Origin of the sequence: Desulfonatronum lacustre DSM 10312, from assembly GCF_000519265.1 — a bacterium.
Classification (GTDB): Bacteria; Desulfobacterota; Desulfovibrionia; order Desulfovibrionales; family Desulfonatronaceae; genus Desulfonatronum; species Desulfonatronum lacustre.
Genome location: NZ_KI912608.1, coordinates 2,488,919 through 2,511,772, shown reverse-complemented (window position 1 = coordinate 2,511,772; position 22,854 = coordinate 2,488,919). Strand labels below are relative to the sequence as shown.

19 protein-coding genes are annotated in these 22,854 nt (G+C 62.4%); 3 read left to right on the top strand and 16 right to left on the bottom strand.

The annotated features are described in order from the left end of the window. Window positions 1-83 precede the first annotated feature (83 nt). From recR to DESLA_RS0111800, 13 genes are all read right to left on the bottom strand, one after another. Entirely contained in the window at window positions 84-689 is a 606-nt protein-coding gene (gene recR / locus DESLA_RS0111865; protein WP_028572616.1) for a recombination mediator RecR, read from the bottom strand. A gap of 12 nt (window positions 690-701) precedes the next feature. Further along, window positions 702-1,013 (bottom strand): YbaB/EbfC family nucleoid-associated protein, encoded by a 312-nt coding sequence (locus DESLA_RS0111860; protein ID WP_028572615.1) that lies wholly within the window; start codon window positions 1,011-1,013, stop codon window positions 702-704. A gap of 97 nt (window positions 1,014-1,110) precedes the next feature. Continuing rightward, window positions 1,111-3,000 carry a DNA polymerase III subunit gamma/tau gene (dnaX, locus tag DESLA_RS0111855; protein WP_028572614.1) on the bottom strand — a complete coding sequence of 630 codons (1,890 nt, stop codon included), beginning with the start codon at window positions 2,998-3,000 and terminating at the stop codon, window positions 1,111-1,113. Window positions 3,001-3,302: 302 nt separating this feature from the next. Continuing rightward, complete coding sequence (gene der, locus DESLA_RS0111845) at window positions 3,303-4,754, bottom strand: ribosome biogenesis GTPase Der (RefSeq protein ID WP_028572613.1); 1,452 nt, start codon at window positions 4,752-4,754, stop codon at window positions 3,303-3,305. Window positions 4,755-4,769: 15 nt separating this feature from the next. Beyond that, window positions 4,770-5,801, bottom strand: a complete 1,032-nt coding sequence (gene mtnA / locus DESLA_RS0111840; protein WP_028572612.1) for an S-methyl-5-thioribose-1-phosphate isomerase — start codon at window positions 5,799-5,801, stop codon at window positions 4,770-4,772. Window positions 5,802-5,840: 39 nt separating this feature from the next. Further along, window positions 5,841-7,271 (bottom strand): Asp-tRNA(Asn)/Glu-tRNA(Gln) amidotransferase subunit GatB, encoded by a 1,431-nt coding sequence (gatB, locus tag DESLA_RS0111835; protein ID WP_028572611.1) that lies wholly within the window; start codon window positions 7,269-7,271, stop codon window positions 5,841-5,843. 36 nt (window positions 7,272-7,307) lie between these two features. Next, the gene (gene gltA, locus DESLA_RS0111830) at window positions 7,308-8,768 is read right to left on the bottom strand and encodes an NADPH-dependent glutamate synthase (RefSeq protein ID WP_051434628.1); all 1,461 of its coding nucleotides are present in this window, start codon (window positions 8,766-8,768) and stop codon (window positions 7,308-7,310) included. A gap of 51 nt (window positions 8,769-8,819) precedes the next feature. Beyond that, on the bottom strand, window positions 8,820-11,345 hold the full coding sequence (locus DESLA_RS21825; RefSeq protein WP_051434627.1) for a sulfide/dihydroorotate dehydrogenase-like FAD/NAD-binding protein: 2,526 nt from the start codon (window positions 11,343-11,345) through the stop codon (window positions 8,820-8,822). Window positions 11,346-11,433: 88 nt separating this feature from the next. Next, on the bottom strand, window positions 11,434-11,652 hold the full coding sequence (locus DESLA_RS22460) for a type II toxin-antitoxin system HicA family toxin (protein ID WP_084032039.1): 219 nt from the start codon (window positions 11,650-11,652) through the stop codon (window positions 11,434-11,436). Beyond that, a complete protein-coding gene (locus tag DESLA_RS0111815; RefSeq protein ID WP_028572609.1) occupies window positions 11,652-11,900 on the bottom strand; it encodes a type II toxin-antitoxin system HicB family antitoxin in 249 nt (82 codons plus the stop codon). Before DESLA_RS0111815 ends, DESLA_RS22460 begins: the two co-directional genes overlap by 1 nt. Before the next feature lie 57 nt (window positions 11,901-11,957). Continuing rightward, window positions 11,958-13,826: an NADH-quinone oxidoreductase subunit NuoF gene (gene nuoF, locus DESLA_RS0111810; protein ID WP_028572608.1), complete on the bottom strand. Its 1,869-nt coding sequence runs from the start codon at window positions 13,824-13,826 to the stop codon at window positions 11,958-11,960. Continuing rightward, window positions 13,823-14,290, bottom strand: coding sequence for an NADH-quinone oxidoreductase subunit NuoE (gene nuoE / locus DESLA_RS0111805; protein ID WP_028572607.1), 468 nt, complete (start codon window positions 14,288-14,290; stop codon window positions 13,823-13,825). The genes nuoF and nuoE overlap by 4 nt, the downstream gene beginning before the upstream one ends. Before the next feature lie 188 nt (window positions 14,291-14,478). Beyond that, window positions 14,479-15,498, bottom strand: a complete 1,020-nt coding sequence (locus tag DESLA_RS0111800) for an Lcl C-terminal domain-containing protein (RefSeq protein ID WP_028572606.1) — start codon at window positions 15,496-15,498, stop codon at window positions 14,479-14,481. 107 nt (window positions 15,499-15,605) lie between these two features. Here DESLA_RS0111800 and DESLA_RS0111795 point away from each other — a divergent pair, with 107 nt between their 5' ends. From DESLA_RS0111795 to DESLA_RS0111785, 3 genes are read left to right on the top strand one after another with little or no spacing between them, the layout of a single operon-like run. Then, on the top strand, window positions 15,606-16,199 hold the full coding sequence (locus DESLA_RS0111795) for a ferritin-like domain-containing protein (RefSeq protein ID WP_169732624.1): 594 nt from the start codon (window positions 15,606-15,608) through the stop codon (window positions 16,197-16,199). Then, window positions 16,196-17,992 carry a sensor histidine kinase gene (locus DESLA_RS21820; protein ID WP_051434626.1) on the top strand — a complete coding sequence of 599 codons (1,797 nt, stop codon included), beginning with the start codon at window positions 16,196-16,198 and terminating at the stop codon, window positions 17,990-17,992. Before DESLA_RS0111795 ends, DESLA_RS21820 begins: the two co-directional genes overlap by 4 nt. 59 nt (window positions 17,993-18,051) lie before the next feature. Further along, the gene (locus DESLA_RS0111785; protein WP_028572604.1) at window positions 18,052-18,492 is read left to right on the top strand and encodes a host attachment protein; all 441 of its coding nucleotides are present in this window, start codon (window positions 18,052-18,054) and stop codon (window positions 18,490-18,492) included. A gap of 64 nt (window positions 18,493-18,556) precedes the next feature. Here DESLA_RS0111785 and DESLA_RS0111780 read toward each other — a convergent pair whose 3' ends face one another. The 3 genes from DESLA_RS0111780 to dnaG are packed head-to-tail and all read right to left on the bottom strand — an operon-like array spanning window position 18,557 to window position 22,816. After that, window positions 18,557-19,222: a thermonuclease family protein gene (locus tag DESLA_RS0111780; RefSeq protein ID WP_028572603.1), complete on the bottom strand. Its 666-nt coding sequence runs from the start codon at window positions 19,220-19,222 to the stop codon at window positions 18,557-18,559. 31 nt (window positions 19,223-19,253) lie between these two features. Beyond that, a complete protein-coding gene (rpoD, locus tag DESLA_RS0111775; protein WP_028572602.1) occupies window positions 19,254-21,020 on the bottom strand; it encodes an RNA polymerase sigma factor RpoD in 1,767 nt (588 codons plus the stop codon). Beyond that, window positions 21,020-22,816, bottom strand: a complete 1,797-nt coding sequence (gene dnaG / locus DESLA_RS0111770; RefSeq protein ID WP_028572601.1) for a DNA primase — start codon at window positions 22,814-22,816, stop codon at window positions 21,020-21,022. The genes rpoD and dnaG overlap by 1 nt, the downstream gene beginning before the upstream one ends. Window positions 22,817-22,854: the final 38 nt, after the last annotated feature.

Sequence of the window (22,854 nt, the reverse complement as noted above, 5' to 3'; positions counted from 1 at the left end):
CCAGCATCTACTCAGCACATTCTGTTTCCGCTCTTGTTCCGACCCCGACAACAGCATTACTTTGTGCTGAATAGTTACGAAACCTACAGCGTTTGGCGGTAGGTAATGGATTGGCGTAAGGTTTCCTTGTCGATGAATTTCAAGTCCGTGCCCAGAGGGATGCCCTGGGCCAGACGGGTCACCTGAACGCCGGGAAAGTCTCGTTCAACGAGGTTTTTGACGTAGGAACCCGTGGATTCGGATTCCAGGGTCGTGCCCAGGGCCAGGATGAGTTCTTGAACCTGATTCTCGGACAATCGTTCGCGGAGGCGGCCCATTTCAAGGCTTTCCGGCTTCACGCCGTCCAGGGGCGACAAGAGCCCCCCCAGGACGAGGTACTTGCCCCGATACCCGCCGGACTGCTCCATGATCAGCATGGAATCCCACTCGGCCACCAGGCAGAGCAGCTCGGAGGATCGACCGGGGTCGGAACAGATCGAGCAGGGGTCCTGGTCCGAAATGCCGGCACAGGAGCCGCACAAGCAGAGCTTGTCCCGCAACTCCAGAATGCTGCGCCCCAGGTCGGCTGTTCGCTCCTTGGGCCATTTCAGCAGGGTCAGGGCCACACGGAGCGCTGATTTCGGACCGAGTCCCGGCAAGGCGGCCAACTGGTCCACCACATCCCGCAAGGTCTGGGGCAACTCCCGCACGTCGGACTTCCCCTAGAACATTCCGGGGATCTTGATCCCGCCGGTTACCTGGGCCATCTCTTCCTTCATCATGTCGCCGGCCTTTTTCATGGCCTCGTTCACCGCGGCCAGAACCAGATCCTGCAACATGTCCACATCCTCGGGGTTGACCACGGCCGGGTCGATCTTGATGGCCAGGACTTCCTGAGCCCCGTTGGCCGTGACCGTGACCATCCCGCCGCCGGCCGCCGCCTCGACGGTCCTGCGGCCCACTTCCTCTTGCAGTTTGGAAATCTTGTTCTGCATCACCTGCGCCTGGCGGACCAGGTCGCCCATTCCTTTCATCATGATGAAACGCTCCTTCAGGGGTTGCTTCCGAGGCACTTCGCTGATTCGAAGGCGGCGCGCTCCGACAACGTTTCACGCGGGCTCGGAAGAATGGTTAATGAGTTTGTCGTGGCTCCACGGAAACCACTTTTGCCTTGAACTGTTCGACGAACTCAGCCACCAGTGGATGCTTGTCCGGAGCAAACGCCGTGGTGGACGGCGAACCCTGTCTTTGACCGCCATTTTGCGGCGGCACAAGCTCCAGTTGGAGGGGGCGTCCGAAATATTCCCGGGCCACATCTTCCAGGATACGAAGCTTATTGGGGTCGCTGAGCAAGTTGTACTGGATCATGTGTCGGCAGCGCAGCGTCAGCCCCTGCTCCGTCATGGCGTATTCAATCTGGCGCAGTTTTGGATAGCGGGCCTGGTCCGCGCTGCACAGTCGGTCATAGTGCGCGAGAAAATTTTCCAAGGTCTTGGCTGAAGACGTCAAATCCGCCGTTTTCGGCGAGGACGGCGGCGGAGTCCCATTCGCTGTCTCCATGGACGGATCGAGCTGAGATCGCGGCTCGTGGACGTTTCGGGCCGCGGCGGAGAGGGGAGCGGGCGGAGGATATTCGCCGTCGAGTCCGAGTTGTTGCTCCGAGCCTTCCACGGCCCCTGGGCGTGTTTCGGCTGTCGTCGGTCCCTCAACGGTTTGGGACATTTTCCTGGGGGACTGTTGGGAGCGCTCCCGCCAGGACTGCCTGGGGGACGTTCCTCGATCCGCCGGGATCGGTTCCGGACCGACGCCGAGTCCTTGCCCGGATGATTTGTCGGATGGGGCTTTGGGCTGGCTAGGGGGAAAGGCTACGGGTCGAACCGGGCCGGTTTGCGGCGGCTCGCTTGAAAACACGCCGTCCAAGGGCACCAGCGCGGGCAGATAGGTCAGGTTCAGGAGCAGCATTTCCAGGGCCTGGGCCGGCTCCAGGCTGGTCAGCACCTTACGTTGGGCTTCCAGGGTGATCTGCCAAGCCGCGTGGATGTAGGTGGGAGAAAGGTCGGCGGCCACGCCCAGCCACGCCCGTCCTTCTTCCTCGGGCAGCTCCAGTAAAGGCAAGGCCTTGTCTCCGGCTTGGCGCAACAGAAAGAGATTGCGCCACAACCCGGCCAGCTCCCGCAGAAAAAAGCCCAGATCCAACCCGTCACGCAGCAGGTCCCCGAGCACGTCGTGCACGGCGAGGCAGTCCTGCTCGCGCATGGCCTGGATCAGTCGCTGAAACAGCTCCCCGCCGGCCAGTCCCAGGGTTTGCCGGACGTCCTCCAGGCGCAAGGCCTGGTCGCTGATGGTCAGCACCTGTTCCAGAAGGGACATGCCGTCCCGGACACTGCCCGCGGCCCGTCGGGCCAGCAATGCGGTTGCGGCCGGCTCGTATTCCCGGCCTTCCAGTTCCAGGATGCGCTCCAGGTGGGTTTGCAGCCCGGCCTGGGAAAGCATCTTGAAAACATAGTGTTGGCTGCGGCTGATGATCGTGGCCGGAAACTTGTGCGGCTCGGTGGTGGCCATGATGAAGGTCACCCGGGGCGGAGGCTCCTCCATGGTTTTGAGCAGGGCGTTGAAGGCCTCCTTGGTCAGCATGTGCGCTTCGTCGATGATGATCACCTTGTAGCGGCACTCCAAGGGAGCGTAGCCCACGTCTTCCTTGAGCCTGCGGGCCTGCTCAATGCCTCGGTTGGAAGCCCCGTCGATCTCGGCCACGTCCGGCGCGGAGCCGATGGTGATCTGGCGGCAGTGGTGGCACTTGTTGCAAGGCTCGGCCGTGGGGGCGGTCTCGCAGTTCAACGCCTTGGCGAAAATCCGAGCCAGGGTGGTCTTGCCCACGCCCCGGGTGCCGCTGAACAAATAGGCCGCGGCCACGCGGTCCTGGGCAGCGGCCCGGGATAAAATGGCCCGAATTTCCTCCTGCCCGGCGACCTGGGCGAAGGTTTGGGGGCGGTGCTTGGCGGTGAGTTGGACGTGGGACATGGGGATGAACGCTGTTCAGGCGGGTTGGTGCAAAAGCGATCCAACGGCGGATTCGAAAAGGAAAGCGGCAGTCGAAAAAGGCGAAAAGAACTTCTAATCAATTCCCGATTCCCTGACAATTCCACCGGATTTCAAAACCGTCCGGACAGCACGTAATAGGTCAGCAGCCCCGCTCCCAGCGGGACGTAGATGTACAGTCAGGGCAGGCAGCGCGAGCCCTTTTTGCGCAGCAGCAGGCCGAAGGCGGCGGCCGCGATCAGGACCGGGATAATCACGTTGATCAGCGACATGGGGTATCCTGACTACTTTCGATTCTGTTCATGGCTGGAGCGGAAATAGAGTTGCAGCGGAGTCAGGTTCAGGTTGAACCGTTTGCGGATTTGGTTTTCCAGGTATCGGGAGTACGCCGGTTTGACCAATTCCGGGTCATTGACGAAAAAAACGAATGTCGGCGGGGCCACGTCGCTTTGGGTGACGTAGAAGAATTTGGCCCGTCGGCGATTGACCACGGCGGGTTGGTGTTTTTGGGTGGCGTCGCCGAGGATGCGGTTCAACTGGCCCGTGGAAATCCGGGTCTGGCACTGATCCCAGGTTCGTTCCGCCAGGGGCAGCAGGCCGCCGAGCCCTGCCCGGGTCATGGTGGAGGTGAAAACCAGGGGGACGTGTCCGGCAAAGGACAATTCATCCTTAAACTGTTTCTTCAGGGCGTTCAGCGCATTGCGGGGGATCAGGTCGATTTTGTTGATCACCGCGATCAATGGGGTTTTTTCACGGTCCAAAAAAGAAAACAGCTTCTTATCCTGCCCGGTCAGGCCCTCCACGGCGTCCAGGACCAGCAGGGTGATCTGGGCTTTTTTGCTGCTGCGCAGAGACTTGAGGACGCTGAAGCGTTCCAGGCTGTCCTGGATGCGGGTGCGCTTGCGCACTCCGGCCGTATCCACCAGGGTGTACGTCTTGTCCCCGGCCTGCCAGGTCACGTCCACGCTGTCCCGGGTCGTTCCGGCTTCGTTGGAGACGATCACCCGGTGGTAGCCGATCAGGGCGTTGATCAGGGAGGACTTGCCCACGTTGGGCCGGCCGAGCAACGCCAGCCGCAACCCGCCGACCTTGGAATCGCCCTTCTCCTGCTCATCCTCTGTTGCCTCATCCCCTGTCGGCTCGTCCTGATCGTCTGGCTCCTCTTGCTCGTCATAGGCTTCCTTGGGCGCTTCTTTTGGCGCGTCCCCTGGCCCACTTTCCGGGGCAATCGGGGTCGGCAGCCGATCCACGATCGTCTCCCGGAGATGATTCAGGCCGTAACCATGGGCCGCGGACACGGCGAGAAGGGGGAAACCGAACCGGTGAAAGTCCGCGGTGAACAGGTCTTCCTTCTCCGCGCCGTCCACCTTGTTGACGATCAACAGCACCGGTTTGTTGGCCGCGCGCAACAGCCCGGCCACCTGTTCATCCAGGGCGTTCGGTCCTTCCCGGCCATCCACGACCATCAGCACCAGAGTCGCTTCCAGCAGGGCCTCCCGGGCCTGGCCCAGCACGGCCTGCTTGATGTTCTCGTTGGATTCCGGCTCCAGGCCGCCGGTGTCCACCAGGGCGTAGGGTTTCGCGCCGCGCAGCACCTCTCCGTATATCCTGTCCCGGGTCACGCCGGGGATATCGTGGGTCAGGGCCTTGGAAGAGCGTAACAGTCGATTGAAAAGAGATGATTTGCCGACATTGGGCCGACCGATCAGGGCCACGACGGGCAGTTCTTGATTCATGGGGTTTGGGAATCCTTAGGTTGATGCGTGTCGATGCAGATCCGAGGGCTTGATCACGCCTTTTTCCGTGATCAAGCCGGTGATCAGCTCGGCGGGGGTGACGTCGAAGGCGAAATTGAGCACCGGAACGCCCTTGGGAGTGATGCGGCGGTCCTGGATATGGGTCACCTCACGGGGCGTGCGCTCTTCGATGGGAATGTCCATGCCGGTGGGCGTGGCGAAGTCGATGGTTGAAAACGGAACCGCGACATAAAACGGAACCCCGTGCCGTTGGGCCAGCACCGCGACGGTGTACGTCCCAATCTTGTTGGCCGCGTCACCGTTGGCCGCCACCCGGTCCGCGCCCACGACCACGGCCTGGACCATGCCCTTGGCCATCAGCAGGCCCACGGCGTTGTCGCAGCACACGGTCACCGGGATGCCGTCCTGGGCCAGCTCGTAGGCGGTCAGCCGGGCGCCTTGCAAAAAGGGCCGGGTCTCGTTGGCCAGCACGGAGATGTTCTTGCCGGCTTCCACGGCTGCCCGAATCACGCCCAGGGCCGTGCCGTAGGCCCCGGTGGCCAGGGCCCCGGCGTTGCAGTGGGTCATCACCGTGTCGCCGTCCCGGAGCAGGGCCGCGCCGTGTCGGCCCATTTCCCGGTTCACGGCCTCGTCGCGACGGTGCAGTTCCACGGCCTGGATGAGCCAAGCCGTACGCAGGGCCTCCAGTCCCAAGTCCGGATGGTCTTGCCAGGTTTGGCGCATCAGGGCCACGGCCCAGGTCAGGTTCACCGCCGTGGGCCTGGCCCGGGCCAGGTCTCCCAGCTGGGCGTCCAGGTCCGCGCTCCATGACGGGGAGGTCGGGTCGATGTTGCCGGCCGCGATGCAGCAGCCGTAAGCCGCGGTCACGCCGATGGCCGGAGCGCCGCGGATGACCATTTCCTTGAGAGCGGTAATAATGTCGGCCATGTTCCGGCAGACGAACCACTCCTCGGTCAGCGGCAGGAGTCGCTGATCCAGCAGGTGCAGTTCATTGGCTTCGGGCTTGAATTGGATGTGCGGGTGCATTGTGTTCTCGTGAGAATCGGTGTGTTTGTCGGAAGAGCGTTATTGCAGCTTCTCCAAAATCAGCTTGTTTACCAGGTCCGGATTGGCCTGGCCCTTGGTCTGGCGCATGACCTGGCCGACGAAGAAGCCCATCAGTTTGGTCTTGCCGTTTTTGAAGGCCTCGACCTCCTTGGGGTTGGCGGACAGGATGGAATCCACCACGGCTTCCAGGGCGCCGGTGTCTGAAATCTGGGCCAGCCCTTTGCGCTCAACGATCTCGCGCGGGGACTCTTTGGAGGCGAAGACGTCCGGAAAGATCTGTTTGGCGATGCGCGTGCTGATCTGGCCGGAGTCGATCATGCCCAGCAGTTCGGCCAGGTGTGTCGGGGTCAAAGGCGAGTCGGCCGCGGCAGTCTTGGCTTGGTTCAGTTCCCGCAACAGGTCGGAGAGTATCCAGTTGCTGATCTTTTGCGGCTCCGGATACAGCCGGACCGCGGCTTCGAAGTAGTCCGCCAGGTCTTTCTCCGCGGTCAGGGTCTGGGCCGCGGCATCGGGCAGGCCGTACTCGGCGATGAACCGGGCTTCCCGGGCCTGGGGCAGTTCCGGGATGGAGCGCTTCAGGTCGGCCAGCAGTTCCGGGGAGATCCGCAGCGGAACCAGGTCGGGGTCCGGGAAATACCGGTAGTCGTGAGCCTCTTCCTTGCCGCGCATGGACACGGTGACCCCCTTGTCCACGTCGTACAGCCGGGTCTCCTGGACCACCCGCTCGCCGTCCTCCAGCAGGACGGCCTGGCGGGAAATCTCGTAGTCAATGGCCTTGTGCACGTGGCGGAAGGAATTGAGGTTCTTCAATTCGGCTCGGGTGCCCAGTTTTGTAGCCCCCTTGGGCCGGATGGACACGTTGGCGTCGCAGCGGAAACTGCCTTCTTCCATGTTCCCGTCGCAGATCTCCAGGTAGACAAGGATCGAGCGCAGGGCCTTGAGATAGGCCACCGCCTCGTCCGCGCTCCGCAGATCCGGTTCACTGACGATCTCGATGAGCGGCACCCCGGTGCGGTTCAGGTCCACGAAGCTTTTGTTCTCCGTGGTGGAATGGATGGACTTGCCGGCGTCCTCTTCCATGTGAATCCGGGTGATGCCGATGGTCTTTTCCGTCCCGTTGGCGGTGATCCGCAACCGACCGTGTTCGGCCAGGGGCTGTTCGTATTGGGATATCTGATACGCCTTGGGCAGGTCCGGGTAGAAATAGTTCTTGCGGGCGAACACCGAGCGCGGGTTGACGGTGCAATCCACGGCAAGCCCCATCTTGGCCGCGTACTCCACGGCCCTTCGGTTGAGCACCGGCAGCACCCCGGGCATGCCCGAGCAGACCGGGCAGACATTGGAATTGGGCTCCCGACCGAACTGGGTCGAACACGAGCAGAAAATTTTGGTCCGGGTGCGCAATTGGGCATGCACCTCCAGGCCGATTACGGCTTCATACGCGGACACGACGCGTCTCCTTTGTCGTTCTATGGTTCGTTACGATTATACGCAGGGCGGCTCTTCACCGGTCAAGTAACTGTGCATGGCCCGGGCCGCCTGTTTGCCCTGCCCCATGGCGCTGATCACTGTGGCCGCGCCGGAGACGATGTCCCCGCCGGCGAAGACGCCCGGCTTGGAGGTGGCCATGGTTTCCGGGTCCGCCACGATGGTCCCGCGCCTGCCCACCTCGATGCCCGAGGATGTTCTGGGGACCAGGGGGTTGGGCTGGTTGCCCACGGCCACGATGATCGTGTCCGCGGCCACCACGAACTCGCTGTCCTCCACAGGCATGGGACGGCGGCGTCCGGTGGCGTCGGGCTCGCCCAGCTCCATGCGCAGGCATTCCAGGCCCGTGACCCGATTGCGAGCGTCCGTGAGGATCCGTTTGGGCGCGGTGAGCAAGTGGAACTCCACGCCTTCCTCCTGGGCGTGATGCACCTCTTCGGCCCGGGCCGGCATTTCCTCAAGACTGCGACGATAGACGATCACCGATTCCGCGCCCAGACGCAGGGCCGTGCGGGCCGAATCCATGGCCACGTTGCCCCCGCCCACGGTGACGGCCCGCTTGGGTCGGATCGGGGCCGTGGCGTACTTGGGGAAATCATAGGCCTTCATCAGGTTGATCCGGGTCAGAAATTCGTTGGCCGAGAACACGCCGATGGCGTTCTCGCCGGGAATGTTCAGAAACATGGGCAGCCCGGCCCCCGTGCCCACGAACACGGCGTCGAACCCGCTTTCCAGAAGCTGGTCAACGGTCTGGGTCATGCCGATGGCCATGTCCGTGCGGATTTCCACGCCGCTCTTCTTCAGGGTGTTGATCTCGTACTGGACGATTTCCTTGGGCAGGCGGAATTGAGGAATGCCGTACATCAACACCCCGCCGGCCAGATGCAGGGCCTCGAACAGCACCACCTCGTGCCCCCAGCGGATCAAGTCTCCGGCCACGGTGATCCCCGCCGGACCGGCCCCGACCACGGCCACCCGCTTGCCGGTGGACGTCGCGGCGCAGACCGGCGGCTCATGGCCGTGATTCCGGGCGTAGTCCGCGGCAAAGCGTTCCAGCCGGCCGATGGCCACGGGATCGCCTTTCTTGCCCAGGATGCAGCCGGCCTCGCACTGGCTCTCCTGAGGGCAGACCCGACCGCAGACCGCGGGCAGGGCGTTTTGCTCCTTGAGCTTGTCCGCGGCTTCGGCAAAACGCCCCTTGGCGATCAGATCAATGAAGGCCGGAATGTTGATGTTCACCGGGCAGCCTTTGATGCAGCCTGCCTTCTTGCACTGCAAGCACCGGGACGCCTCCAGCCTGGCGGTCTCCTTGGAATAGCCCCGAGGCACCTCCTCGAAATTGAACCGCCGCCGTCGCGGGTCCTGCTCGGGCATGGGTTGGCGGGGAATTTTGGGGCGCTTGGCCCGCTTCGGATCAATGCTGTCCCTGGGGGACTCAATATCGTGTTCAGCGTGCATCAGCTCACTCACAGCAAATAGAAAGGACAATTTCAAGTGGGGCGGGACAACTTATCGTCCGCACCCGCACCCTTGTTTGGTGGTTTCCGGAAACATCAGGGCGTTCAGGTCCACGGTCTGGGGCAGGGCTTCAACCTCTTCCCGGGCGTAGGCGCCGCGGCGGCAGGCCAGTTCGTCCCAGTCCACCCCGTGGGCGTCGAAGAACGGGCCGTCGATGCAGGCGAACTTGGTTTCGTCGTGGATGGAGACCCGGCAGGCCCCGCACATGCCCGTGCCGTCGACCATGATCGGGTTCAGGGCCACGAAGGTGGGCACGGCCCAGGGCTTGGTCAGCTCGGAGACCATGCGCATCATGAAGGTGCACCCCACGGCGACGATCATGTCGATGGACGTGTTTCGCGCCCTTTCCTGCTCCCGAATATTCTGGAAGACCTCCTGCACGCCTCCGTAGGTCCCTCGTGTGCCGTCCTTGGTGGCGATGCGCAGTTCGTCGCTCACGGCGCGCACCTCGTCCTCCCAGTAGAGCAAATAGGCGCTGGAGCCTTCGATGACGCTGATCACCCGGTTCCCGGCTTCTTTCAGGGCCCGGGCCAGGGGCAGGATGGCCCCGATGCCGTAGCATCCGCCGCCCAGCACCACCGTGCCTTTGTGCTCGATGGGAAAGGCTTGGCCCAGCGGACCGCTGACATGGGCCAGCCGCGCGCCTTGGGACAACGAGATCAGTTCCCGGCTGGACCGGCCCACTTCCTCGATGATCAGGGTGATGCTCCCGGCCTTCGCGTCCCAGTCCGCCAGGGTGAAGGGCGTGCGTTCCGAGGTTTCCCTGGCCATCAGGATCACGAACTGGCCGGGCTTGGCGTGGGCAGCCACCTGGGGGGCGTGGATCCGGAGCAGATGCATGTTCGGGACCAATTCACGGATTTCCAGCAGCTCGAAGCCTTCGGTGGGTTGGTCGTCCAGCGACGGACTGTGCGTGGTCGGCAGGCCGAAGGCGGTCAGGGCCGGGACAATGTCCGCCAAGAGGTGGCCGCGGTACGTGGCCGGCAAAGAGAAGACATCCTGGCGAGGATTGCCCGGAAACGGCGCGGGCGGGGCGTCGTCCTGGATCAGCGCCGTGACCTGGTCCAGCGTGGTGAACTGGAATCCCTGGAGGGCCAGCCGGAGACCGATGTCCCGGGCGATCTCCCATTCCGGCCTGGCCTGGCCCGGAGCCCGGCTGACACGGGCCAAAGGCTTGATCTCTCCGGCCGCGGTGCGCAGGGTTCCGGCGCTTTCCGCGAGCAGGGCCGCGGGCAGCACGACGTTGGCCTTGTCCTGGACCCGGACGGGCAGGCTGTCGACGACCACCAGAAAATCCAGGCCGTCCGCCTGTTCTCGGTCCAGGAAATCCCCTCCCAGGACCAGGGCCGAAATCTTGCCGCTCTGGATGTCCGCCAGCCACTCCGCCAGCCACTTCGGCGGAGACGCGTCCCGTCCGGCGGGCAGGGCCGGGACCACGGCGAAGCGGCCGTCGAGTCCGGCGGCGAGCCGGGCGTAGAGGTATTGTTCCTCCCGTGACGTAGCCGCGCTGATCAGGACGCCGACTCGACCGGTATGACGTTTCAAGCCGTCGGCCGCGGTATCCAGGGCGGTGTCCCAGTCCACGGTGAAGGCGTCCCCGTTTTCCCGGATGGCCGGTCGGAGCAGGCGGGTCGGGGCGTTGACGATCTGGGCGTAGCCGAACCGGCCCAAAGCGCACAGGCTGGCCTCGGGCTGGAACGCGGTCATGGTCGCGGCCACCAGCTTTCCGGAATGGGTCTGGGCGACGAGGGAACAGCCTTCGGGGCAGAGCAGGCAGGCGGAGGGCGTCTTGGCGTCCGGTTTGCCGTACCAGCGGGCGAAGCGGTCCGTGAGGGTTCCCGTGGGACAGATGTCGATGCAGGACCCGCAGAAGGTGCAGCCGGAATGGACGTGGCTTTTGTGAAAGGCCGTGCCCACCCGGGCGTCCTTGCCCCGGTTGATGATGCTGATGGCCGGCTTGCCGTGGATCTTTTCGCAGATCCGCCAGCACCGGGCGCAGAGGATGCACAGGTTGTAGTCCCGGTCCATGAACGGGTCGTCGCGTTCCAGGTTGTGCGCGGCGTAGAGCGTGGGCAGGTTCAGATCGCGGCTCCCGGCTTCCAGGGCCATGGTCCGGATGTCGCATTCCTCCTTGTTGCTGCAAAACCCGCAGCGCGTGCTTCTCCCGGCCTTGGTGGCCTTGGGACGCATGGTCTCGCAGGCCTCCCGGTGCGGACAGACCAGGCAACTGTTGGGGTGCCCGGAGAGCATCAGCTCAAGGGTCCGTTTGCGCAGGGTTATCAACTCCGGGGTCGATGTCCGTACCTGCATGCCCTCGGCCGCCGGCGTGGTGCAGGACGTCGGGAAGCCGCGCACGCCCTCGATTTCCACGATGCACATCCGACAGGCCCCGTAAGGGCTCAAGTCCTTGTGGTCGCAGATGGTCGGAACGGCCACCCCTGCCAGCCGCGCCGCATCCAGCACGGTGGCTCCGGGCTCCACGGCCACGGGCTTGCCGTCAATGGTCAGGTTGATCACAGTCTCGTATTCTCCTTGCCTGCGTGAATCATTTTGATTTTCCTCGGCTCTTGCATGGTCGGCATGGCATTTTCATCAAATCCAAAACTCACGCCCGTTCCCATTGTTCACGAGTTACACCTGCCTGACGCAGCAGCCTCGTCAACAGGGCGACACTGATTTCTCCTTGATGCGGATTGGGAAGAATCAGCCTCCGTTCATCACGAATCAAAAATTCGTGATTGCCACCCGCGAAAGGGCCGTCAAATCCAAGTGCGAGCATTCTCCGGATGAATTCACGACGAGAAATTGGAGCCAGGCGAACCATCAGGCGGTCACTCGTTCCGGGTACGATAGCGAGCATCCACTGAGCACCGGAATGGGCAATCCTTTGGCTATACTGATCAAGAGCCAATCATCCAGGGCGGAAGCCAGGTTGCGACGACATTCCTCGAGGCTGTTCCCCGACGCCCAGACGCCTGGGAGTTGGGGGATTTCTCCGTAGTAGGGCAGGTCATCCTCAATGATCTCATATTGGGCGTGATTGAGGGCTTCCTGATAATATTCCATCAGCATGATCATGGCCTCCCGGAGGGATGCGCTTCAAATTGATTCGGTAAGGACGTTGTCCAACTACTCCACCCGCACCGCGCCGAACTTGCAGGCACTGCGGCAGGCGCCGCAGCGGATGCATATCTGCTGATCAATGGCGTGGGGCTGCTTTTTGGTTCCGGAGACGGCCTCCACGGGGCAGACCTTGGCGCAGGCCATGCAGCCGGTGCAGGCTTTGGGATCGATGGAAAAGCTGATCAGGGCCTTGCAGACTCCGGCTGGGCATTTGTGGTCCCGGATGTGGACCAGGTATTCGTCCATGAAGGCGTTGAGCGTGGTCAGAGCCGGATTGGGGGCGGTCTGGCCCAGGCCGCAGAGGGAGGCCTTTTTCATGGTGTCGCCGATCTTGCGGACCGTTTCCAGGTCGTCCTCCGCGCCGCGGCCTTCGGTGATCGCGGTGAGCAGGCGCAGCAGATGCTGGGTGCCCATGCGGCAGGGTACGCACTTGCCGCAGGACTCGTTTTCGGTGAAGCCCAGAAAATACTTGGCCACGTCCACCATGCACGATTCCTCGTCAATGACGATCATCCCGCCGGAACCCATGATCGACCCCACCTGGGCCAAGTGTTCGTAGTCCACGGGCAGGTCGTAGTGTTTGGCGGACACGCACCCTCCGGAGGGGCCTCCGGTCTGCACGGCCTTGAATTTTTTGCCGTCCAGGACCCCGCCCCCGATGTCCTCAATGATGGTGCGCAGGCTGATGCCCATGGGCACCTCGATCAGCCCGGTGCGGGTGATTTTTCCAGCCAGGGAGAAGGTCTTGGTGCCTTTGCTCTTTTCCGTGCCGATCGCGGCATACCACGCGCCGCCCTTTTCCAGGATCGCCGAAACCGCGGCCAGGGTCTCCACGTTGTTGATGTTCGTGGGCTTGCCGAACAATCCGGCGTTGGCCGGGAAGGGCGGGCGGGAACGGGGCATGCCTCGGCGTCCCTCGATACTTTGCATCAGGGACGTCTCTTCGCCGCAGACAAAGGCCCCGGCGCCCATCTTGATGGTCACGTCAAAGGCGAAGCCGGAACCGAGAATGTTCTCGCCCAAAAAGCCCTTGTCCCGCATCTGGTCGATGGCCGTGCGCAACCGTTCCAGGGCCAAGGGGTATTCGGCCCGGCAGTAGACGTAGCCCTGGTTCGCGCCGATGGCGTAACCGGCGATGAGCAGCCCTTCCAGCACGGCGTGCGGGTCGCCTTCCAGCACGGAGCGGTCCATGAACGCGCCGGGGTCGCCTTCGTCCGCGTTGCAGATCACGTACTTCACGTCCCCCTGGGCCTTGCGGGCGAAGCTCCACTTCAGGCCCGTGGGAAAGCCGGCCCCGCCCCGGCCGCGCAGGCCGGAAAGCTTGACGTCCTCGATGACCGCGTCCGGCCCCGTTTCCATGGCCCGGGCAATACCGGAATACCCGCCCCGGGCGATATAATGGTCGATATCCGAGGGATCGATGAACCCGCAGTTGCGGACCACCACCCGGAGCTGATGGCGGATCATGGGCAGGTCGGTGAACAATGGGATTTCGTCCTGAAGCTTGCCTTGTTGTCCGTCCGGCATCCGGCAAAGGGCGTTTTTCGAAATCGGACGGCCCTGGCGCAGATGTTCCTGAACCAGATCGGGAACCATGGCCGGGGTCACGTTTTCGTAAAGCACTCGGTCTGCCGCCGGCCCGCGGATTTCCACCAGGGGTTCGGCGTAGCACATGCCCAGACAGCCCACTTCCTGAATCTCCACGGAAGCCAAGGCCGGATCCGCGGCTTGGGTTTCGCGAAAGGCCCGGATCACGTCCATGGCCCCGGCGGCCCGGCCGCAGGTGGCCGCGCCCACCAGCACCCGAGGCGTTTCGCCGCTTTGAAATCGTTCCCAGTTTCGGCGGGCTTGTTGCTGGATTTCGGCGAAGCTCATTTCAGGTCCTCAATCAATTTTTCCGATTTCCGGGGGGTCATCCGACCATAGACCGTATCGTCAACCACCATTACCGGCGGAAGGGCGCAGGAACCGAAACAGGCCACTCGCTCCAGGCTGATGTTCCCGTCCGGAGTGGTTTCACCGGGGACGATGCCGATCTTCCGGGATATCGCGTCCAGGACCATGCCGCCGCCGCGCACGTGGCAGGCCGTGCCTTGGCAGATCTTGATCCGGTGGCGTCCCGGCGGATGGAACCGGAATTGGGCGTAGAACGTGGCCACGCCGTAGACGTCGTTTTCGGAAAGGTCGAGGTGTTCGGCCACCATGGCGACGGCCTCCGGAGCCAGATAGTTCAGATGTTCCTGAATATCTTGGAGCAGGGGAATCAGGTTGTCCCGGCTCGTTTCGTATTTTTCCAGAATGGTTCGCAAAGAGGTGGTCATGTCCTCGGTCGTCGTCATATTGTCTCCGCCGTCCCCAGGGGGGCTCGCAAGAATTTCGCGTTGTCGCATGAAAAAGGATTGGCGACCAAAAGGAAGTTCGAAAAAGAGGCGGACTCGATCCGCGGCCGTCCTTCACCGATGGTCAAACTTAATACATTACCCGTCGGCCCGTATTTTCTCAACCATTCGTTTCTAGGGTTTTCGGCTCATTGTTCTGGCATTTCGGGTGCTCCGGCCACGGGCCAGACCAGAAAGTCCGGGTTGGTCTTGAACCCGACGCCCAGAGCGCCCTTGCGCAGATAGAGCACCCAGGCCCAGTCCGTTTCAAAAAAGCTGGTCGTGGAGGACCAGTAGCCTTCTCCGGCATGAGTGAAGGGGTGATCGCCGGGCAGGGCCGGGTCATGCGTGGAGCAGTCCACCAGGGACTCCAACTCGTTGATGTTGGGCAATCGCCAGTCGTCCCGCCCGCCGAATCGTTGTTTCCGAAGACGCTCCACGGCTTCCAAGGCCTCGACCCAGGCAACGGGGCGTCCGATCAGGTCGGCTCGCGGGAGCCAATATAGTCCGGTCAGTTCATCCCGAACCGTTTCCTCGTGGGCCGAGAAGCGCGGCGTCGGCCAAGCCGTGCCGAACCGGATCGCCCCGTCCTGCAGGGAACCCGCGCAGTCCGTCTCCCGTCCGTATTGGTCATGGCAGCGGCTCTGCCCGGTGCGGAAAAAACAGGCGGGATTCCCTGCCCGCACCGGCCAGGTGAGGTAATATTGGTCTTTGCGGCCGTAGAACATCCGAGCGCCCTCCATGTGCACGTACCAGGCGTAGGCCGGATTGACGGCCGCGGAGGTGGAGGTCCAGTACCAGCCGAGTACGACGTCGCGAAAGGGATGTTCTTGGGGCAGGGCCGGACGCTTGGCCTGGTAGCTTACCAGGCTGCGCAGCTCGCGGCGGTTGGGCAGTCGCCAGTCGGCGAAGCCCAGGGCCTGTTCGCGGTTCATTTCCACCACGAAATCCATGGCCTCGGCCCAGGTCATCGGGAACTCGCCGAGATTGGCGTCGCGGGGCCAGACCAGCCCGGTCAGTTGATCCAGGACCACTTGGTCGTCCGCCTCAAACCGCGGTTCCGGCCAGGCCAGCCCATGCCGGAACCGGCCATCTTGCAAGGTTTGACCGCAATCCAACGCCTTGCCTCGTTCATCATAGCAATGAAGTTGGCCCGTTTGAAGAATCATGTTCGGCTGTCCTTTGCGTTGTCGCCCTTGGGGTGCAAACGACGGAAGGTCGGACTTGCACCCTTTGCTCGAATGTGATCAATTATCCGCATATGGAGGATTTCCGCATGACCGATATCCAAACCAATGCCGGAAACAGTGCTGATTCCGCATCCTGCCACTCAGTGCGCATGGCTGGCAACCGTAGGCAGCTGCTCCGGGCCGGAATCGGCGCGGCGGGGTTGATTTTGGCCGCCCCGGCTCTGCGTTGGTCCCGGGGCGAGGCAGCGGCCCAGGATCGCGGCACGGCTTCCGGGCTGAGCCAGGCCGAGGAATTGATGGTCATGGCCTTGCAGCACGAACACGGCGCCGTGATCCAGTACGCCAACCACGCCGGGCTGCTGTCCCATTGGGTCAATCCCATATTTTCCAAAACTTTTCAGGAGATCATCGCCGACGAGGTCGATCACGCCGTAACCTTGGTCAACGCCCTGATCGCCAGGGGCGTCACGCCCACCCTGGCGGTCTGGCCGCCCCGAACCGGAAATGGGCCTCGCCAGTTGGTGCTGCTGGACATCGCCGCGGAGCAGAGCGCCGTGGAATTGTATTCGGAGATTTTGGAGCACGATCTGGACCCGGCGTTGCGCACGGCGGTAGCGGCTATCCGGGACGCGGAAATCCTGCATCGCAATATTTTCAACGACCTTCTGGAGAAGGTTTGAACGTCGCCGATATGATCCCTCGGTTTTCCGATTTTTCCCTGCGTACGCGCCTTGCGCTCCGGATCGCCCTGATCGCGGCCGTGATGACCGCCGTCGGCGTGGGGATCGGTTTCTGGACCGGAACCGCCTATCTGGCCCGCAGCCATGAAGCGAGCATCCGCTCCCACATGCGCCTGGCCTCGGTTGCCCTGGCACCCTCCCTGCTGTCCATGGACTATCTTGGGCTCCAGCGTCAGCTGGACATGGTAATGGAGTACGAGGGCATCATCGGAGCGCGGATTCTGGACCAAAACGGCCATGCCCTCCTGGAGCGCGGTACGATGAACGGCGCGGTGCTCAGTGAGCCCATCGCCGTGGAGGGGGCCGTGACCGGCAGGATCGACGTGGCCTTTTCCAGCCAGCCGATCCGAACCGGCATGTTGTACGTTTTGGGCGTCGGGGTGCTGCTGTTCATCGGCTTTGTTCCGCTTTTCATTTATCTCGTCTGGCGGATCAGCGGCCATTACCTGCTGGACCTTTCCCGGTTGACGGAGCGGGTGGAGACGGAATTCCGGGACGTTTCGCCGGAGTATCCCGGTGAGCGGCGGTCCGATGAGATCGGCGTCCTGGCTTCCGCCCTGCACCGTCGCGATCAAGCCTTGGCGGCGAACATTCAGGCCTTGGAGAAATATCAATCCCATTTGGAAGACCTAGTCCAGGAGCGGACCGCCGCGTTGCGGCGGTCCGAAATGCTCGGCCGGACCATCCTGAGCGGCATTCCCGAAGCCATCGCCCTGGTGGAAGTATCGACCCAATCCGTTCTGGACGTGAACGAGGCCTTTGAGGTGTTTTACGAAAGGAGCCGGGCCGATCTGATCGGGGCCGACATCCGGGAAGTCCTTCTCCATGCCGGAAGGTGGAGCGGAAACGGACACGAATGCCCCATCGGAGCCTTCCGGGATACCGGAGGCTCGCAACCGGTTCAGGTGAAGTTCAGCGGGGTTTCGGGCCGGGCGATGTTCCTGGAGGTCGCGGCCTGGCCCGTGGTCAACGAAAACGAAGAAGTTCATCAGTTGGTCTTCATGCAGCGGGACGTTACGGAGCAGAACCGGGTGGCCAACCTGCGCAAAGATGTCGAGCGGATCGTGCACCATGACCTCAGGACGCCCTTGGTCGGGATCCTCGGCGTAGCGCAATTGATGATGGATGAGAACGATCCGGAGTTGGTCCGCACGTACTCGGAGCACATTATCGAGTCCGGTCGGCGGATGCTGGAAATGCTGACCAACTCCATGGATTTGTTTAACATGGAAGAGGGACGGTACGTGTTGCGGCCTGAACGGTTCAACCTGACGGCCATGATCCGGATGCTCGATGAAGAAACCCGTCCGTTGCGCGAACAACGCGGTGTCAAGACGGCTTTCTTGCTGGGGGACGATCCGTTGGATTGGCACGTGTCCCTGGAAATGGTCGCCGAAAAACGTCATGTCCATTCCATGTTGCTCAATTTGCTGAATAACGCCGTGGAGGCCGCCCCTCGGGGCACCTCGGTCGCCCTGCGTGTTCAGCGCGCGGATGCGGCCTGGACCCTGGAGACGCACAACATGGGCGTGGTTCCGGAGGAGATCCGGGAACATTTTTTCGACCGCTATGTCACCGCCGGCAAGCCGCGAGGCACCGGCCTGGGAACCTACAGCGCCATGCTCATCGCCCGAATCCACGGAGGACGCATCACGTTCAGCACCAACGAAGAACAGGGGACGCGAGTCACGGTGGAGCTTCCCCTGATTCCGCCGAGCGCCTGTTCAGCATGAGCAGGGAGGCGGCTTGGCGCAAAGAGTTTTCACACCCCGACAACCAGAAGGAGGAGACGATGAAGAAACGCTGGATCGTTGTCGCCGACAGCAGCAAGGCCCGAATTTTCAATGCTCCGGTGGGCGGAAAGCTTGAGGAGTTGGAAACCTTGACGCACCCGGAAAGCCGTCTCCCGGAGCAGGAAATGAGCAGGGACCGTCCGGGGTTGTCCCTGGACGGAGGAGGACAGGGTCGTCACGGGCTGGAGCCGTCCTCTGATCCCAAAAAACAGGAAGCCCTGATCTTCTCCCGGATCGTGGCCGACGTGCTGGAAAAGGCGTATGGCGACCGCCGGTTCGAGCAGCTCGGGGTCTTCGCCGCACCGGCGTTTCTGGGAATGCTGCGCGATCAAATGACCAAGTCCGTGGCCGGCGCCGTCTTCCTCGAAGTGCCCAAAAACATCTCCGCCCAGACGATTCCTGAGATCCAGAAGCATCTGAACGCGGAACTGGACAAATAGAAATCAGATCCATGCGCAAAACGACATTTTGCGCATGGATCTCTTCATGCCGAGAATCCCTGCCTCAGTCCGCGTCCGGCCAGGGCGAGCTGGTTCGGGCCGGGGCGTAGCCTTCGAGAAAGGCCTGTTCCAGGGAGAACAAAGCTACACGGTTTTTGGGGCTGATTCGCGCGGCGTAGTGACTTTCCGGGTGGTGAAAGCGCTTGCTGCGGCGGTTGCCCATCCAACCTGTCGGCGGTTGGGGTAGGGAAAGAATGCGCGGCCAGAAGCCCTTGCGGGCCATGATGGCCCGTTTCTGGGCTTCGAGCATGCGCCGTTGGAACTCCCGGTCCTGGTGGGAGTGCGGGTAGAAAAAGGCCAGTCCCTCCTCCACGAGCACCTCGTTGGCCATCCTTCCGTCCGGCAAAAAGACATAGGCCAGGAGGCGGCCATATCGGTCCGGTTCCTGACCATCGGTTTCCAGGCGAACCGATCGGCCATCGATCAGGCGGCGCAGATAGTCCCGGGACTCCCGGGCGTAATACTGATCCGGCCCGCCGTCCCGTCCCATCTCCGGGGCGTCGATACCCAACAGACGCACCCGGTTACCGTCCTGCAGGTGAATGGTATCCCCGTCCGGAACCCATTTAACCTGAACCTCGGAAGCCGAGACGGATACGGTCCAAAGCAGGCAGAGCAGGGCGACAAGCATGGCCCTGGCGGCGTGGAGGATCGGGGAGGACGAGGTCATGACGGGCCTCCTGGAGGCGGATTGTCGTTGATCAGCCATCATAAAATGAGCGCAGCACGTTGCTGCGGCCGGGGTGGCGGAGTTTGCGCAGGGCCTTGGCCTCAATCTGCCGGATGCGCTCCCGGGTGACGTTGAACAACTTGCCCACCTCTTCCAGGGTGTGGTCCGAGGGCTCACCGATTCCGAAGCGTTTGCGCAGCACCTGCTCTTCGCGCGGGGTCAGCTCAGACAGGATTTCCGCGATCTGCTCGGAGAGCTTGGCGTTGACCACCTCCTCGGCCGGGGCCAGGGCCTTCTTGTCCTCAATGAAGTCGCCCAGACTGCTGTCCTCTTCCTCGCCGATGGGCGTTTCCAGGGAAATGGGCTCCTTGGCGATTTTGAGCACCTTCTTGACCTTGTCCAGGGGGTAGTCCATGCGCTCGGCGATTTCCTCGGGAGAAGGGTCGCGGCCCAGCTCCTGGACCAGGTAGCGGGAGGTGCGGATCAGTTTGTTGATGGTCTCGATCATATGCACCGGGATGCGGATGGTCCGGGCCTGATCCGCGATGGCTCGGGTGATGGCCTGACGAATCCACCAGGTGGCGTAGGTGGAGAACTTGTAGCCACGCTGGTACTCGAACTTGTCCACGGCCTTCATCAGCCCGATGTTGCCCTCCTGGATCAAGTCCAGAAATTGGAGGCCGCGGTTGGTGTACTTCTTGGCGATGCTCACCACCAGGCGCAGGTTGGAGCGGATCAGCTCCTGCTTGGCGGCCAGGGCCGCGATGTTGCCGCGCTTGGCCCGCCAGAGCACTTCTTCCAAGTCCTGGACGGTATGCTGACACTGTTCCCGCAGCCGTTCCAGGATTTCCATTTTTCCGGCCAGCATCTCCTTGAAGGAAAACAGTTCGTCCATGGTCATGTTCAGGGAGTCGGCCGCGGCCACGGGACTGATTTCGCGCTTATCCAGCCGGTCGAAGATGTCCTTGATTTCGCTCTGATTCTTGCCCACGGACAGGATGTAGGCGGAGATGTCCCGCTGGCAGTTGTGCATCTGCCGGACAAAATCCTCCACGGTCTCAATCAGCCGGTCGATGAGGGTCTTTTCCAGTTTGATGTCCCGCAAAGAGGCGACGATTTCCTCCTTGAAGGCCACGATTTCCATCTGCATCCCATGCACCCGACGATCCAAGCGGGCGCACTGGTCCAGCTTTTGGTAAACCTTGCGCTTCTTCTTGAACATGCCCCGGATTTCCTCCAGCAGGAACAACACCCGTTGGCGCTGGTTCATCTGGTCCTCGGACGGGTCGTCCTCCTCGATGGTCTTGACCACGTCCTTGAGCTTGATCCGGCCCTGCTTGAGGTCTTCACCGATCTTGACCAACTCCTCGATGACCACCGGGACTTCCACCAATGCGTAGAGCACTTCCAGTTCGCCGACCTCGATCTTCTTGGCGATATGCACCTCGCCTTCCCGGTCCAGCAGCGGGACCGCGCCCATCTCCCGCAGGTACATGCGCACCGGATCAGAGCCGCGAGGGGCGTATTCGGCGTCCTCGCCTTCCGCGAACTGGACCCCGGTCGTTTCCGTGGCTGGTGCATCATCGATTTCTTCCGTCAGGATGCCCTTGGTCACTTTGCCGGCATCAATGATTGTGATGTCCAACTGGTCGAAAATATTAATGACTTCTTCAATCTGTTCCGGGTTGCTGATCTCCGAGGGCAGGGCTTTGTTCAGCTCTTCGAAGGTCAGAAACCCCTTCTTGGTTCCTTCGGCGATCAGCGTCTTGATCTGTTGGATTTCCTTGATATTGCTCATTATGCCTCCATGGCGAGATCTTGATAAGCTTGAAGAAGCGCGGACACGCGTTGTTGGTCGCCCCGGGCTTGGGCGTCACGCAAGGCTTGCAGCATCTCTTGTTGTCGTTTCTTGAATTGATTTTTCGTCATAAATTCCTGGACTTCGGCCCAAAACGCGGCTCTTTCGGCCTGGTCCCGCTGGGGGGCTTCGGCCAGGAGCTGATAGCAAAGTCGACGCTCGGACTCTTCCAGGACGGAGTAGTCGTACCCGGATGCGTTCGCGTGGGCTTCGCGGGCGACGTTGGAAGCGTCAAAAGCGTCGGAAGCGTCTAAGGCGCGCAACTTGTCCCAGAGCGTCCTGGCCCAGGCATCCTCCAGCACGGCGTCCAGCCCGGAAGCCGCCAGCTCAGGGCGGTACTCCGGGCAGCTTACGGCAAAGGCGAGCAGTTGGCGATCACGGGTCGTCAACCGGGGCGTGCCGGACTGGTTCGTTGAGGGCCGGTTTACTCCAGACTGAGCGACATTGGACGCGGCCTGGGATGCTGGTTGCGTCGGACGCGCGGGGCGGCCTCGGCGCAACTCGGCCTCGGACATGCCCAGTCCGGCGGCCAGCCGGGGCAGGTAGAACCCGCGCAGGTCGTCCGCCGCGACGTTTTCCAGAAAGCGGCGCACCCAGTCCATGATCTCCCTGGGAGCGTAGGTTCCGGAAACGGTCCGGACGCAGAAGTCCAGGCCGTCGCGTCCCGCGTCCAACACGGCCCGCAGGGCCTCGGGGCCTTGGGCGTGCAAAAGACTGTCCACGTCCTCGCCCTGGGGCAGGGTGGCCACATGGCAGGCCAGTCCCTGAGCGAGGAACATCTCCGCGGCTCGCAGCGCGGCCTTTTGTCCGGCCTGATCGCCGTCAAAAAGCAAATCCACCCGAGAACAAAACCCGCCAAGGCGCTTGACCTGCTCCGGAGTCAGTGCCGTGCCCAGCACGCCCACGGCTCCGCTGAAGCCGAATTGGTGCAGGGCGATGACGTCCAGGTAGCCTTCGGTCAACAGAGCCCGCTTGTCCCGGACAATTGTCTTTCGGGCCTGGTGCAGCCCGTACAAATGTTGGCCCTTGGTGTAGATCGGCGATTCACTGCTGTTGATATATTTCGGTTCGTCGCTGTCAATGGCCCGTCCGCCGAAGGCGATGATCCGGCCGGTCAGGTCGTGGATCGGAAACATGATCCGGTCCCGAAAACGGTCATAGACCTTGCCCCGGTCGTTGCGCACCAGCAGTCCGCAATCTACGGCCTGGTCCCGGGTGAAGCTCTGGGTCAGGAAAAATTCCTCCAGCCCGTGCCAGTCCGCCCGGCTCCAGCCGACCTGAAACGCTTCCAGCATTTCCGGGCTGACGCCGCGCCGCAGCAGATAGTCCCGAGCCGGTGCGCCCGCCGGAGAATCCAGGTTGCGTCGGAAGTGCTCCGCAGCCAGGGCGGTCATCCGCAGGGCCGTGTCCCGCTCCTCCAGGTCCTTGCGCTCCTGGGGGCTCACCGGGCCGAAGTCCAACTCCACCCCGGTTTCCTTGGCCAGCTGGGTCAATGCCTGCTTGAAGTCCAGACCGTTGATCCGGGCGTAAAAATCGATCACGTCCCCCGAAGCCTGGCACCCGAAACAATAGTAGAATCCCTGGCCCGGATTGACGTGAAACGAGGGCTTGGTCTCCTGATGAAACGGGCAGGGGCCGCTCCAGCGTTCTCCATTCGGGCGCAGTTCCAGATAGCGCTGGGCCAGTTCCACGAAATCGAGCCGGGACTTGACCCGTTGCACGGCGGTCCTGTCCATGGCCTCTCCTTGTTCTTTTCCGGCACGCCTTCCCATCA

What these genes read in the sequence shown, in the direction of transcription:
- DESLA_RS0111860 (WP_028572615.1), bottom strand. Translation starts at nt 1,013, where the DNA reads ATGAAAGGAATGGGCGACCTGGTCCGCCAGGCGCAGGTGATGCAGAAC.
- dnaX (WP_028572614.1), bottom strand. Translation starts at nt 3,000, where the DNA reads ATGTCCCACGTCCAACTCACCGCCAAGCACCGCCCCCAAACCTTCGCC.
- der (WP_028572613.1), bottom strand. Translation starts at nt 4,754, where the DNA reads ATGAATCAAGAACTGCCCGTCGTGGCCCTGATCGGTCGGCCCAATGTC.
- mtnA (WP_028572612.1), bottom strand. Translation starts at nt 5,801, where the DNA reads ATGCACCCGCACATCCAATTCAAGCCCGAAGCCAATGAACTGCACCTG.
- gltA (WP_051434628.1), bottom strand. Translation starts at nt 8,768, where the DNA reads ATGCACGCTGAACACGATATTGAGTCCCCCAGGGACAGCATTGATCCG.
- DESLA_RS22460 (WP_084032039.1), bottom strand. Translation starts at nt 11,652, where the DNA reads ATGGTTCGCCTGGCTCCAATTTCTCGTCGTGAATTCATCCGGAGAATG.
- DESLA_RS0111815 (WP_028572609.1), bottom strand. Translation starts at nt 11,900, where the DNA reads ATGCTGATGGAATATTATCAGGAAGCCCTCAATCACGCCCAATATGAG.
- nuoF (WP_028572608.1), bottom strand. Translation starts at nt 13,826, where the DNA reads ATGAGCTTCGCCGAAATCCAGCAACAAGCCCGCCGAAACTGGGAACGA.
- nuoE (WP_028572607.1), bottom strand. Translation starts at nt 14,290, where the DNA reads ATGACGACGACCGAGGACATGACCACCTCTTTGCGAACCATTCTGGAA.
- DESLA_RS0111800 (WP_028572606.1), bottom strand. Translation starts at nt 15,498, where the DNA reads ATGATTCTTCAAACGGGCCAACTTCATTGCTATGATGAACGAGGCAAG.
- DESLA_RS0111795 (WP_169732624.1), top strand. Translation starts at nt 15,606, where the DNA reads ATGACCGATATCCAAACCAATGCCGGAAACAGTGCTGATTCCGCATCC.
- DESLA_RS0111785 (WP_028572604.1), top strand. Translation starts at nt 18,052, where the DNA reads ATGAAGAAACGCTGGATCGTTGTCGCCGACAGCAGCAAGGCCCGAATT.
- DESLA_RS0111780 (WP_028572603.1), bottom strand. Translation starts at nt 19,222, where the DNA reads ATGACCTCGTCCTCCCCGATCCTCCACGCCGCCAGGGCCATGCTTGTC.
- rpoD (WP_028572602.1), bottom strand. Translation starts at nt 21,020, where the DNA reads ATGAGCAATATCAAGGAAATCCAACAGATCAAGACGCTGATCGCCGAA.
- dnaG (WP_028572601.1), bottom strand. Translation starts at nt 22,816, where the DNA reads ATGGACAGGACCGCCGTGCAACGGGTCAAGTCCCGGCTCGATTTCGTG.